The organism is Actibacterium sp. 188UL27-1, from assembly GCF_016901225.1.
Classification (GTDB): Bacteria; Pseudomonadota; Alphaproteobacteria; order Rhodobacterales; family Rhodobacteraceae; genus 188UL27-1.
This window is the reverse complement of the sequence record NZ_JAFEUL010000005.1, coordinates 42,086-55,729: the sequence shown is the minus strand read 5'-3', so window position 1 is coordinate 55,729 and position 13,644 is coordinate 42,086. Positions and strand designations below refer to the sequence as shown.

General features: G+C 60.1%; 11 protein-coding genes. 3 read left to right on the top strand and 8 right to left on the bottom strand.

Annotated features, from left to right (window positions below; all coding sequences use genetic code 11):
• The first annotated feature begins 293 nt into the window (after nt 1-293).
• Nucleotides 294-3,956: a vitamin B12-dependent ribonucleotide reductase gene (locus IU397_RS08575; RefSeq protein WP_204412346.1), complete on the top strand. Its 3,663-nt coding sequence runs from the start codon at nt 294-296 to the stop codon at nt 3,954-3,956.
• A 404-nt stretch (nt 3,957-4,360) separates the two neighbouring features.
• On the opposite strand, the gene IU397_RS08570 is transcribed toward IU397_RS08575, so the two are convergent.
• From IU397_RS08570 to IU397_RS08550, 5 genes are all read right to left on the bottom strand, one after another.
• The gene (locus IU397_RS08570) at nt 4,361-5,575 is read right to left on the bottom strand and encodes an NADP-dependent isocitrate dehydrogenase (RefSeq protein WP_204412344.1); all 1,215 of its coding nucleotides are present in this window, start codon (nt 5,573-5,575) and stop codon (nt 4,361-4,363) included.
• A 205-nt stretch (nt 5,576-5,780) separates the two neighbouring features.
• Complete coding sequence (locus IU397_RS08565; RefSeq protein WP_204412342.1) at nt 5,781-6,359, bottom strand: HD family hydrolase; 579 nt, start codon at nt 6,357-6,359, stop codon at nt 5,781-5,783.
• A 106-nt stretch (nt 6,360-6,465) separates the two neighbouring features.
• The gene (locus IU397_RS08560; RefSeq protein WP_204412340.1) at nt 6,466-7,131 is read right to left on the bottom strand and encodes a DVUA0089 family protein; all 666 of its coding nucleotides are present in this window, start codon (nt 7,129-7,131) and stop codon (nt 6,466-6,468) included.
• Nucleotides 7,132-7,293: 162 nt separating this feature from the next.
• Nucleotides 7,294-9,327 carry an ASKHA domain-containing protein gene (locus tag IU397_RS08555; RefSeq protein ID WP_204412318.1) on the bottom strand — a complete coding sequence of 678 codons (2,034 nt, stop codon included), beginning with the start codon at nt 9,325-9,327 and terminating at the stop codon, nt 7,294-7,296.
• Nucleotides 9,328-9,417: 90 nt separating this feature from the next.
• Nucleotides 9,418-10,179, bottom strand: coding sequence for a helix-turn-helix domain-containing protein (locus IU397_RS08550; protein WP_204412309.1), 762 nt, complete (start codon nt 10,177-10,179; stop codon nt 9,418-9,420).
• A gap of 109 nt (nt 10,180-10,288) precedes the next feature.
• On the opposite strand from IU397_RS08550, the gene IU397_RS08545 reads away from it, so the two are divergent.
• A complete protein-coding gene (locus tag IU397_RS08545) occupies nt 10,289-10,735 on the top strand; it encodes a hypothetical protein (protein WP_204412307.1) in 447 nt (148 codons plus the stop codon).
• 109 nt (nt 10,736-10,844) lie between these two features.
• Nucleotides 10,845-11,510, top strand: coding sequence for a hypothetical protein (locus IU397_RS08540; RefSeq protein ID WP_204412305.1), 666 nt, complete (start codon nt 10,845-10,847; stop codon nt 11,508-11,510).
• A gap of 21 nt (nt 11,511-11,531) precedes the next feature.
• Here IU397_RS08540 and IU397_RS08535 read toward each other — a convergent pair whose 3' ends face one another.
• Genes IU397_RS08535 through IU397_RS08525 form a run of 3 tightly spaced genes read right to left on the bottom strand, consistent with a single transcriptional unit; the run spans nt 11,532 to nt 13,601 of the window.
• Complete coding sequence (locus tag IU397_RS08535; RefSeq protein WP_204412303.1) at nt 11,532-12,128, bottom strand: hypothetical protein; 597 nt, start codon at nt 12,126-12,128, stop codon at nt 11,532-11,534.
• Complete coding sequence (locus IU397_RS08530) at nt 12,121-12,615, bottom strand: GNAT family N-acetyltransferase (protein WP_204412301.1); 495 nt, start codon at nt 12,613-12,615, stop codon at nt 12,121-12,123. Before IU397_RS08530 ends, IU397_RS08535 begins: the two co-directional genes overlap by 8 nt.
• Before the next feature lie 5 nt (nt 12,616-12,620).
• Nucleotides 12,621-13,601, bottom strand: a complete 981-nt coding sequence (locus tag IU397_RS08525; RefSeq protein WP_204412299.1) for a methyltetrahydrofolate cobalamin methyltransferase — start codon at nt 13,599-13,601, stop codon at nt 12,621-12,623.
• Nucleotides 13,602-13,644: the final 43 nt, after the last annotated feature.

Sequence of the window (13,644 nt, the reverse complement as noted above, 5' to 3'; positions counted from 1 at the left end):
GGCGCGATTTCCGTCAACAGAAAAGAGTTTCCCAAACGCTCAATTACTGGTTGACCGACTCCCCTAACCTACGTCAGTTTGTGCAAGCGGTTGGCAAAAACACAACATATAGTGTTGTCGCCCAGGGACAGAGCAAAGCCAAAGAAGATATGCCGATAGATCGCAATCGGCATCCGCATCAGCGGAGCAGTTCGGTGTGTTGCACCGGCAGAACCAGTGGCGTCGGGACCAGACCCCGATGCCTGAACGAAAAGCCGCTCAAGGCGGCGCGTCAACGGACGGGGCATGGACGAATGAAGATCGAACGCAAATTCACGCAAGCGGGTCGCGATGCATATGAGGCGGTGCCGTTCACCAAAACCGTTTCTGAGATTCGTAACCCCGACGGCACGGTCGTCTTCAAGCTGGAAGGGATCGACATTCCCGAAAGCTGGAGTCAGGTCGCCAGCGACGTGATTGCGCAGAAATACTTTCGCAAGGCGGGTGTCGCCGCGGCGCTGAAACCAGTCCGCGAGAAGGGCGTGCCCAGCTTCCTCTGGCGCTCTGTGCCTGACGAGGCTGCCTTGGCCAAGCTGCCCGAAGACGAACGGTTCACTGGCGAAACATCCGCCAAGCAGGTGTTTGACCGTCTCGCGGGAGCCTGGGCCTATTGGGGCTGGAAAGGCGGCTATTTCACCAGCGAAGACGATGCCCGCGCCTATTATGATGAGATGCGCCACATGCTGGCCACCCAGCGCGCCGCACCGAACTCGCCCCAATGGTTCAACACCGGGCTGCACTGGGCCTACGGCATCGACGGGCCCAGCCAAGGCCACCACTATGTGGATTACAAAACAGGCAAGCTGACCAAATCCGACAGCGCCTATGAACATCCGCAGCCCCATGCCTGTTTCATTCAGTCCGTCAGCGATGACTTGGTGAATGATGGTGGCATCATGGATCTGTGGGTGCGGGAAGCACGCCTGTTTAAATACGGCTCGGGCACCGGCACCAATTTCTCCAGCCTGCGGGGCGAGGGTGAGGCCCTGTCCGGCGGTGGCAAATCCTCGGGATTGATGGGGTTCCTCAAAATCGGGGACCGGGCGGCCGGTGCGATCAAATCCGGCGGCACGACCCGCCGGGCGGCCAAGATGGTGATTTGTGATGCCGACCACCCCGATATCGAAGACTTCATCAACTGGAAGGTGAAGGAAGAGCAAAAGGTGGCCAGCATCGTCGCAGGCTCCAAGATGCACGAAGAGAAGCTGAACGACATCTTTGGCGCGATCAGTGTCTGGGACGGGGCATTGGACGATGCCGTCGATCCCAAGAAAAACAGCGTCTTGAAGGAAGCCATCAAAGCCGCGCGCAAGGTTGCGATCCCCGAAACCTATGTCGCCCGTGTCCTGCAATATGCCCGCCAGGGTTACGCCAGTATCGAATTCCCGACCTATGACACCGATTGGGACAGTGAAGCCTATGCAAGTGTGTCGGGCCAAAACTCCAACAACTCTGTTCGGGTCACCGATGCCTTCCTCAAGGCGGTCGAGGATGATGCCGATTGGGAACTGATCCGCCGCACCGATGGATCCATCGCCAAGACGATCAAAGCCCGCGACCTGTGGGAGCAGATCGGCCACGCGGCATGGGCCTGTGCCGATCCCGGCATCCAGTTCCACGACACGGTCAATGCCTGGCATACCTGCCCGGAAGACGGTGCGATCCGCGGCTCCAACCCGTGTTCGGAATACATGTTTCTGGACGATACGGCCTGCAACCTGGCTTCCATGAACCTGCTGACCTTTTACAAGGACGGTGTGTTCCAGGCAGAGGACTACATGCATGCCACGCGCCTGTGGACCCTGACGCTGGAGGTCAGCGTAACCATGGCGCAATTCCCCTCGAAAGAGATCGCGCAGCGCAGCTACGACTTCCGCACGCTTGGCCTGGGCTATGCCAATATTGGTGGTCTGCTGATGAATATGGGCTTGGGCTATGACAGCGAAGAAGGCCGCGCCCTTTGCGGTGCTTTGACCGCCGTCATGACCGGTGTCGCCTACGCCACCAGTGCTGAGATTGCAGGTGAGCTTGGCCCCTTTGTTGGCTACAAGAAGAACAGCAAGCACATGCTGCGCGTCATCCGAAACCACCGCAATGCGGCCTATGGCAAGACAGATGGATACGAGGCGCTGGATGTCAAACCGGTTGCCCTCGATCACGCCAATTGCCCCGATAAACGCCTGTCAGAGCTGGCAAAATCCAGCTGGGACGAAGCGTTGGCTCTTGGTAAAAAGAACGGTTTCCGCAACGCCCAGGCCACGGTGATCGCGCCAACGGGCACCATCGGTCTGGTCATGGATTGCGACACCACTGGAATCGAGCCTGACTTCGCCTTGGTGAAGTTCAAAAAGTTGGCTGGTGGCGGCTACTTCAAAATCATCAACCAGTCGGTGCCAGCCGCGCTGACCAAGCTGGGATACCGGACCAGCGAGATTGAAGAGATCGTCAGCCACGCAGTGGGCCACGGCACGTTGGGCAACGCACCGGGCATTAACCACACCTCGCTGGTGGGGCACGGTTTTGGCCAGGCCGAGATCGACAAGATCGAAGCCGCGCTGCCCTCGGCCTTCGACATCCGCTTCGTCTTTAACCAATGGACGCTTGGGGCGGAGTTCTGCACCGATGTGCTGGGCATCCCGGCGAATAAGCTGGCGGATCCCGGCTTTGACCTGCTGCGGCATCTCGGCTTTGCCAAGGACCAGATCGACGCCGCAAACAACCATGTCTGCGGGACGATGACCCTGGAAGGGGCACCGCATCTGAAGGTCGAACATTACCATGTTTTCGACTGCGCCAATGCCTGCGGTAAAACCGGCACGCGGTTCCTGAGTGTCGACAGCCACATCCACATGATGGCTGCCGCACAAAGCTTCATCTCGGGCGCGATCAGCAAGACGATCAACATGCCCAATGATGCCACCATTGCAGATTGCCAGAGCGCCTATGAACTGAGCTGGTCGCTGGGAACCAAAGCCAATGCGCTGTACCGCGATGGCTCGAAATTGTCGCAGCCCCTGGCCGCGTCACTGGTCGAGGATGACGATGAGGCGGCCGAGGTGCTGGAAAACGGCAACCCGCAGGAAAAGGCCCAGGTTCTGGCCGAGAAGATCGTCGAAAAGGTGATCATCAAGGAGGTTGTAAGGTCCAACCGCGAAAAGATGCCGGAGCGGCGTCGCGGTTATACCCAAAAGGCCATCGTGGGGGGACACAAGGTCTATCTGCGGACAGGCGAGTACAAAGACGGCAGCCTGGGCGAGATCTTCATTGACATGCATAAGGAAGGTGCCGGTTTCCGGGCGATGATGAACAACTTCGCCATCGCCGTCTCGGTCGGGCTGCAATACGGCGTGCCGCTGGAGGAGTTCGTGGATGCCTTCACATTCACCAAGTTCGAACCGGCTGGCATGGTCCAGGGGAATGAGACGATCAAGAACGCGACCTCGATCCTGGACTACATCTTCCGCGAACTGGCAGTCAGCTACCTCGACCGGACCGATCTGGCCCATGTCCAGCCCGAAGGCACGCATTTCGACGACCTGGGCCGGGGGGAGCAGGAAGGCGTGTCAAACGTCAAAGCGCCGAGTGAAGCTGCGGCGACCAAGTCCTTGGAAGTGCTCAAGCAAATCAGTTCGAACGGATATCTGCGCAAGCGCGTCCCACAAGAGCTGGTTGTCTTGCAAGGTGGTGTCACGGGTCAAACCACGATGGGGGCCGTCGCCTTGGATGGCACACTTGACCCGGTCACGGCGCTGCAGACCCTGGCCCCCCAAACCAGCGAGGCCATGGACCCACGCGCCAAGGCCAAGATGCAAGGCTATGAAGGCGATCCCTGTGGCGAATGCGGCAACTACACCCTCGTCCGCAACGGCACCTGTATGAAGTGCAACACTTGCGGCGCGACAAGCGGGTGTAGCTAAAAGTTCTGGGGCGGGTGCGCTCGCCTCGAACGACGGTCAGGCCGCAGGCAGAAACCGGGCGGTACATCAGAATGAGCCTGATCGGCGAAACTTAAGGGGGCTTCGGTCCCCTTTTTTCTTTTATATGGAGTGGATTGGGGCAGGTTGTTAAATTGAGCGGGCAAGCCCGCATTGTATTTGTTTATTGGGGGACGCTTCTGGCTCACCAAAACAGAAATCTGTCTCAGATCCACCAGCGCATGATCCCGCGCCTGACAGAGCGCTGAAGTCTTGTCCACCGAAATAGCCGTCTCCCCGTGCCGGGGGCCCCTCGTCGATTTCGGTGGACAAGCCGCCATCGCCCCGTCCGGTTTGGATCAAGCGATGGCGGCTCCGAAACAGAGATCGGTTTGGGCTTGGGGATCTTAGCCGGCGAGCGCTTTGTTAAGGTTTTCGTCAACCTTTTCCAGGAAGCCCATCGTGGTGAGCCACTTTTGATCAGGGCCGACGAGGAGGGCGAGGTCCTTGGTCATGTCGCCGCTTTCCACCGTATCGACCACGGTTTTCTCCAGCGTTTCCGCGAAGTTGAGCAGTGGGGCATTGTCATCGAGTTTGGCGCGATGCTTGAGGCCACCGGTCCACGCAAAGATCGATGCGATGGAGTTGGTCGAGGTCTGTTCCCCCTTTTGGTGCTGACGGTAATGGCGGGTGACGGTGCCGTGGGCGGCCTCGGCCTCCACGATCTTGCCGTCGGGCGTCATCAGCTGAGACGTCATTAATCCAAGGGAACCAAAGCCTTGCGCGACTGTGTCGGACTGGACATCGCCGTCATAGTTCTTGCAGGCCCAGACAAAACCGCCATTCCATTTCATCGCGCAGGCGACCATATCGTCGATCAGGCGGTGTTCGTAGATGATACCCTTGGCTTTGAATTTGTCTTCGAATTCCTCTTCATAGACCTTTTGGAACAGCTCAAGGAAGCGACCATCATATTGTTTTAGAATGGTATTTTTGGTCGACAGGTAGACGGGCCAGCCGAGGTTGAGGCCGTAATTCAGGGAGGCCCGGGCGAAGTCGATGATCGACGAATCCAGGTTATACATGCCCATGTAGATACCCGCCGACGGAGCAGAATAGACTTCATGTTCAACGACTTGGCCGTCATCGCCCACGAATTTCATGGATAATTTGCCGGGGCCGGGGAATTTCATATCCGTGGCGCGGTATTGGTCGCCAAAGGCGTGGCGGCCGATGACAATGGGCTGGGTCCAGCCGGGCACGAGGCGGGGGACGTTGTTGCAGATGATCGGCTGGCGGAAGACGACACCGCCCAGGATGTTGCGGATCGTGCCATTGGGGCTGCGCCACATCTTTTTCAGGCCAAATTCTTCGACGCGCGCGTCGTCCGGCGTGATCGTCGCGCATTTCACGCCAACGCCGATTTCTTTAATCTTTTCAGCACTATCTATGGTGATCTGGTCATCTGTGCGGTCGCGTTCCTCGATCCCCAGATCGTAGTAAAGCAGGTCGACATCAAGGTAGGGAAGGATCAGCTTTTTCTTGATGAAATCCCAGATGATGCGGGTCATCTCATCGCCGTCAAGTTCGACGACTGGGTTATCAACTTTGATCTTGGTCATGGGCTGGATCCCTCTTTGAGTGTCTTTGGGCGGGCTTTAACGGAAAATCAGGAGCGCGAGAAGAGCGTATGCCTTTGTATACCGAAATGCCGCAAGGGGCTGTCACAGGACATGCAGAACCACTGCACAAACCATACATATCCCATACATACGATTTGTGCGGTGGGATAAGAAACCGGTAACGATTGAGGCGCCGTGGCTGCTGTCAGACTTTGGCAAAGAAAGCGGCGATGCGCGGGCTGAGCCAGGACCAAAGGCCGGGCGCGCCATGGTCGATCTTGGTGCCAACACGGGTGCGGACCTGATCCTCGCTGACATTGTAGTCGGTCCAGCTGCCACCACCGGACGCAAGATTCATGACAGGCGGCTGGAACCGGTCGAGCGATTTGGCAAAGATGGCGTCAGGTGTCATATTCGCCTCGAACTCATCCCAGAGTGCGCGAAAGGCGGTCGCCTGATCGGGTGGCAGCAGGGCAAAGATGCGGTCCGCCGCCTTGGCCTCTGCCGCCTCAAGCGCGGCCACATCGTGGTCATCAAAGATCGGCGCATCGCCAGCATCGATTTCGACCAGATCATGGAGCAAAAGCATCCGGATCACGCGATCAACCTGCACGCCATCGGGTGCCTGATCAGCCAGGACGAGGGCGAAGAGTGCAAGGTGCCAGCTATGTTCGCCCGAATTTTCAAACCGGGAGCCATCTGCGATGGTCGTGGCGCGGTTGACGGATTTCAGGCGGTCGGCTTCCAGCAAAAAGGCGATTTGGGCATCAAGGCGATCAGTCATGGGGTGGTTTAGCGGTCAAGCAAGTGGGATCGCAACCCCACCTGACCGGGATGACCGTATGGCCAAGACCGCCCGCGTTTCGGGTCGGCCTCGGCCAGGGATGGTGTCACGATTTGGCGCGGCGGCGCTGAACAAGCAGCCCGCCGATCCCGCCGACCAGAAGCAAGGCGCTTGTCGGAAGGGGAACATGGGCCACGATCGGCTGATCCAGGGTGATCGGGCCGGTGAAGGTCAGTTGATAATCCGCAAAGCTGCAGTCAAAGACGTCGCATCCATCGCCATTGGCCTCTGGAAAGCCGGTTTCCAGCTCGATCACCTCTGGGTAGAAGCCAAATTCGTTGATGCCGCGGACGACATTGCCTGGGCCGGTCTCGACCTCTCCGATCGCGAGAATGTATTTGCCCGGATCGAGGACGAGGCTGAGGTAGCTGTCAAGGGCGCTGACCGATCCGTCGTCGAAGGTTTCAAGTGAGTCGTCGTTATAGGCGATGACGTCATCGACATCCAAATCGCCATCATCGCGCATCACAAAGATCTCTGCATCCAGGTGATTGGCCAAGCCGTCGCCATCCGGATCCCAATGCCAGGACAGAACATCAACGGTGACTTCTGCCCGTTCGCGCACAGTAAATGACCACCGGTCCACCTCGGTCGGCGCGCTGATTCCATCACCGAGGTCGGGTATCGTTTCTATTTTGTCCCGTAGTACCGTCCCGGCTGGAAGGACTGTTGCCGTTGCCGCGATAACTGCTGCCAAAATGACCGTTTTCATCGGTTCTTTTCACTCCCCAGAAGGTCCGATAACAAAATCGTTAACGAAGTCTTAACGGTGGTGCAAACCTTGCAGGGGGCGGTATCGGCGGTCTTCGGCTGACCCTCAACCGGTGCGGTAGTGGGGTAAGATTTCCAATCTTTTTAGGCGTTTATCCATGTCTTATGACGTAGACGCCCGACTGCGACGGCGCCGTCCGCCTTCGGCAGCGCTGGCATTGAAACTAACGTTTGGCAGGCTCACGACGCGGGACAATTCAGGAAATGGATCGACGGCATGGGGCAACGCATTTGCGTTGATGAAATGTTCCTGAAAGCGAGGTTCGATGGCGGTTTCGACCTTGGTGATCCGTTGGACGGTCTGTTCGATATCGGCGCGCACGGCCCGGTTCAAAAGCGCGATCCGGGCGCCCGTGCCCGCGGCGTTCCCGGCAGAGGTGACCTTGTCCAGCGGTGCGTCGGGGATCATACCGAGCACCATGGCGTGCTTGGTCGAGATATGGGCGCCGAACGCCCCGGCCAGTACGACGCGGTCCACGCGGTCGACCTGCATTTCGTCCATCAGCAGGCGCGCACCGGCATAGAGCGCGGATTTCGCAAGCTGGATGGCACGAATATCGCCTTGGGTGACGGTGATCTTGGGGCCGCCCGTGGCTGTGGCATCGTGGATGAGATAGGCATGGGTCCGATCTTCGGGCAGCATGCGCGCCGTGCCGGTTTGGGCGGCGCTTCCGGCCAGGCCCGAGGGATCGACCAGGCCTGCCATCCGCATCTCGGCCACGGCTTCGATGATACCTGAGCCGCAGATCCCCGTGACGGTTTCGTCAAAGCTCGGATCGTCGGACCACAGATCGGATCCGATGACCCGGAACCGCGGTTCCTTGGTGGTCGGGTTGATTTCCACCCGTTCGATGGCGCCTGGTGCCGCGCGTTGGCCGGAGCTGATCTGGGCCCCCTCAAAGGCCGGACCGGTGGGGGAGGAGCAGGCCAGGACCTGTTCGCGGTTGCCCAGCAGGATCTCTGCATTCGTGCCGACATCGACGATGAGGACCAGATCATCGGACTGGTCGGGGGCCTCGCTCAGCGCGACGGCGGCGGCATCCGCCCCCACATGGCCCGCGATACAAGGCAGCATATAGGTTTGCGCGGCGCGGTTGAGGCTGGTCAGATCCAGATCGCGCGCGGGAATGCGGAGTGCGCCGGATGTGGCGAGCGCGAAGGGGGCCTGGCCCAGTTCCACCGGATCGATGCCGAGCAAAAGGTGGTGCATGACCGGATTGCAGACGCAGACCAGTTCGACGATGCGGTCCGTCGCGATATCCGCCTGGCTGGCAAGGTCGGCGATCAGCGTATCTAGGGCATCGCGCACGGCGGCCGTCATTTCTGCATCGCCGCCGGGGTTCATCATGGCATAGGAGACGCGGCTCATCAGGTCTTCGCCAAAGCGGATCTGGGGGTTCATAATCCCGCCGGACCTCAGGACGGTGCCGTCGGTCAGGTCACAAAGATGCGCTGCGATGGTGGTGGAGCCCAGATCAATGGCCAGCCCGTAAAGCGGCGTGTCGAAATAACCGGGCCATAGATCCAGCACCTGGGCCGGGCTGTCTGCATCGGGTTGATGGACGGCCAGGGTGACCTGCCAATCGCCTTTGCGCAGGGAGGTTTGAAGTTTCGTCAGGACATCAAGGCCGGGCTGCAGCGTTTTGATGCCAAATGATTTATCTAGCGACCCTGCCAGCCGTTCCCAATCACCGGACAGGTCGTGCATATCCGGCTCTGCGACATCTATGCAGACAAGGCGGGTGGCCGGATCCATCTTGATCGCGCGCGCCGTAACTTCCTTGCGGACCACTTGTTTATGGACCTGGCTTTCGGGGGGCACGTCGATGACCACGTCGTGCTGGACGGTGGCCTGGCATCCAAGGCGCCGGCCCTTGGTCAGGCCGCGTTTTTCGTCATAGCGTGCTTCGACCGCATTCCAGGCGGACAAGGCGGTGTCGATAACGGTGACGCCGTGTTTGGGGAAGGCACCGTAGGACGGTGTGACCTGGCATTTCGAACAGATGCCGCGCCCGCCGCAGACACTGTCAAGATCGACACCCAATTGACGCGCCGCGGTCAGGATGGGTGTGCCCACGGGAAAACGGCCCCGCTTGCCCGAGGGGGTGAAGATTACGAGGGGATCGTCTGATGCCATATCTCGCCTGCCTTTGCTGTCGTTCCCATGTCTTAGGCTGGTGCGCGGAAACCGCAAGGCGACCCAGCGGCACATTCTGTCCCGGCGCCGTCATGCGAGGGTTTGCAACAGGGCGGCTGCGGCGGCATCGGCGGGAAACATCAATTCGATCTTGAGGTCGGTCAGCGCTAGGTCTTCGGCCCCGCTGAACTGTGCAAACGTCGAAAAAAGGGGCAGGCGCAGCGATCCCGCCCGGTAGATGGTCGAGAGGATCGGGGGCAGTGACGCGCCTGGGACAAAGGCGGCGATGGCGGGATCCTTTTCAAGCTGGCGCGCGGCCTGATCAAGCATGTGAACGCCACCTGCCGCACGACTTTCGGCGCGCAACCGGTGCAAGATGTGGTGGCCGACCTCGCCCCAGTTTTCAATCATGGCGGCGGCGCGGTCGGGTTGGGTCGCGACACCCAGCAGGCTGTCGCCCAGTGAGAGACCGACCTGGGCGAACAGGATCTGGCCGCTGCGATTGAGATCCACGATGCGCCAGACCTTGTCCATGATCAGGGCGGGGCAGGGATCATGCCCCGTGATTAGGGTTTGCATGGCCGCCCGAATGGCCGACATGTGATCGTCCGCCAGCCGAGACCGGGTATAGAGCCGGGCAAACCCCGCCGCCTCAAGCATGGTGTTGCGCGCATCCCGGGGCACAGTCAGTGCCTCTGCCAGTTTCAGCAGCATGCCACGGCTGGGACGGGCTCGTCCCGATTCCAGGAACGAGACATGGCGACCTGACACATCAGCGGCCATGGCCAGTTGCAGTTGGCTCATCCGGCGCAGGGCCCGCCAGTGGCGCAGGTGATCTCCGAAACTGTCCATGGTGTGGATTTAGACCGTGTATCGCCCAAAATCACTTACCCTTCGGGTAATTGTTTGGCGGCACCGGCACCGGCAAGTCTGGGGGCAGAGCAAACACAGGAGTAGACCCATGACAGTTGATGACCAGATCCGCGGGTTGCGGATTGCCGCCGCGACCGTGATTGCCTTTGGCCCGCTGACGATGCTGGCAGCCTGGCCGCCCACGGCGCTGCCGATTGCGCTGTTTGCCGATATACTGTTCTGGCCCTTGGACGGCGTCCAAACCATGGCGCTACAAGATGCCCGCCTGCTGGCGGCGATTTGCGGGGGTGGCTTTGTCGGATGGGGCCTGATGATGTGGCTTCTGGCGGGCGCACCCTATCGCGCGGCCCCGGTGGCCATGCGCCGGATCTTTCTGATCTCGGTCATGGGCTGGTTCGTGATTGATGGCATCGGTTCGGTTCTGGCCGGGGCACCGCTGAACGTGGCGGCCAATATCGGCTTTCTGGCCCTGTTCCTGTGGCCCCTGCGGCGGGAGGTCCAATCTACCGTTGGCGATGCTGCGACCACGGTTTAGACGAATACTGGTATATTCTGGGACAAAAAAGCTGTGCCCCGGACCGGCCAAGGGTTTGATGTGGTGTTATTGTACCCTATAATGGAGATCAGTCAGTGGTGAGGTGGCCATGCTGAGACTCCTGCAAAGCGGATTGGTAGCCCTTGGCCTGATCAGTGCGGCCGGGTCTGGCGCGGCCAAGGAAGCCGCGCAAAGCACCGTGATGCGATTTGCCCGCGCGTTTCTGGGGGAAGCCGCAGTCGCGCGATTGTCTGATCCGGCGGCGACGGGATATGAGGCACTGGATATGATGGAGGTCGATCTGGACAGCACCCGTCCGGATCAGTTCGAGGACGGGATCTGGGGACAGATCCTGATCAGTGAGATGCTGGATCATTCCGAAATGGCCATCTGGCTCGACTGGAAATTCAACGTTCTGACCATGGTCAACGATGACGATTGGGACGACCAGTTGGGAACCCTGTTTTCGCTGTATGGCGTTGCGCCGCTGACGGATAATGAACGCACGGAGGTGCTGGCCAAGGCGCAGGCCGCCTATGGGGACCGGCCCGAGGTGATGATGTTTCCCGATCTGCAGCCTCTGGCCGAACGGCGCGGCTATCGGTTGATGGTTTTCGAGAACCAGTCAGACGGGATGGCGCTGTTCATGGTGCCGCTGGAGGAGGCGGAGGCCTGGCATCTGACCCATCTGGGCCATGTGCTGATCATCGACGCGGCGGCTGGCATCGTCGCTGATCCGCGATCTGGTGGGCGGCCACGGCTTTTGACAAACTGACTGCCAGGTTGGGGTGCGGGTCTATTTGGCCTTTGACCATCCGGGGTGTCTGGCCAGAACGACGGCAATACCGCTGTAAAGTGCGGCCAGTACCACGATGGCGCCTAGGGTCATCCGCCTGTCAAGTAGCAGAATGACACCGTGCAGACATCCGACCGAAACTGCCAGGATCGCGGCGATCAGGGCCCTGCCCGTGGTGTTTTTTGGCGGGCGTCGGCCTGTTCTAAGATACAACGCAAAACCTGCGATCGCCAATATGGCCACACCGCCAGCCGACCAATGAAGCAGGAATAGCACGCCGATCGGAAGGGGCAGCAGCCAAAAATCAATATGACGCGCCCGCGGTGCAACGCCTGTCTTGTGCTTCGGACCTGGACGTGTTGGTTCTGCCCTTTCGAAGAGGCGCAAGCGGATCCAGTTCAACCCAAGCGCTGGGACCAAGACCATAGCGAGCGCGACGGCGAGGAGGGGCGGCGCGATCCAGGAGTTTCCGTCTGCCAGAATGACACGGTCGAAAATCTGCATGTAGACCAAAAGGCCGATGATTCCGGCGCAAAAGACCAACACCGACAGGGCGTAGGCCAGTACCAGCGGTAGGGTTTTGCGGGTTTCAGCCATGTCGGATCCTGGTTTGTTCAGGCGCGTCGTGTGGTGAGAGCGTCAGTTTCATGCCCACATGGGACGGCGTAAAGCCAAGCCGGGTGTAAAAGCCGTGCGCCTCGGTCCGCTGACTGTCCGTGGTGAGTTGAATCATCCCGCATCCCGCCGCCTTGGCCAGACCAATGGCATGTTCAAAAAGTCGGGTGCCCAGGCCCGTGCCGCGATGTGCCTTTGCGATCCTCACGCCTTCGATGGTTGCGCGGATCAGCCCCTGACGCGCGAGACCGGCGGTGATGGTCAATTGCAGGCAGCCCTGGATGACGCTGTCCTGATCCACCGCCACGATCAGGTCATTGCCGGGTTGCTGTTGCATCCGGGCAAAGGCATCGTGGTATGCCTTGGGCAAGGGGTCCAGGTTGGCCTCCCGCGGGGCGCCCAGGGGATCATCCGCCAGAAGTGCTACGATGGCGGGCAGGTCCTCGACTGTCGCTGGGCGAAACGCCATGGGGATCAGGCGCGACGACGGCGGCGTCCTCCCCGGCCAGACCCGGCCGATGCGGCGGCTTTGCTGGCTTCGGGAAACGGCGTGCCCTCTGCGACGGCGTCGAGGATACGGGAAAAGCCGATCCAAGCGGATCCATTGGCATCGTGGTTCATCAGGAAATTGGCGGCGCGGATCGCCTCCATCTCCACTGCGCGAATGGGGTTCATGATGGCGCTGGTCATGCCGGCCCCGATGGCCATGGGCAGAAAAGCGGCGTTGATGCCGTGGCGATGGGGCAGGCCGAAGCTGATATTCGACGCGCCACAGGTCGTGTTCACACCAAGTTCGTCGCGCAGGCGGCGCACCAGGGTAAAGACCTGGTGGCCCGCCGTGGCCATGGCGCCGATCGGCATCACCAGTGGGTCGACCACGATGTCATGGGCGGGAATGCCGTGATCCGCGGCACGTTCGACGATCTTTTTGGCGACGGCAAAGCGGACCTCTGGATCCTCGGAAATGCCGGTATCGTCGTTCGAAATAGCGACGACGGGAACATTGTATTTCTTGACGAGGGGCAGGATGGTTTCCAGGCGCTCCTCCTCACCCGTGACGGAGTTCAGCAGCGGGCGGCCTTCGGCTGCTTCCAACCCGTTTTCGAGCGCGCCGGGCACGGAGCTGTCGATGCAAAGGGGTACATCGACCAGGGTTTGGATGCGGGTCACCAGATCGCGCATCAACGGGGGTTCGACAAAGTTGTTGTCGGCATAGCGCGGGTCTTCGGCCATCTTATTTGTGAAGACGGCGCCCGAATTGACATCAAGCACCATCGCGCCACAGGCCACCTGTTCAATCGCGTCCTTTTCGACCGTGGAGAAGTCGCCTTGCTCCAGCTCTGCGGCCAGTTTCTTGCGGCCCGTTGGGTTGATCCGCTCCCCGATGACGCAAAAGGGCTCGTCAAAGCCGATGGTGACGGTCTTCGTTTTGCTTTCGATCACGGTGCGGGTCATGGGCCTGCCTTTGGTTATGGGTCACGGGCGGGGGTCGCGGAGG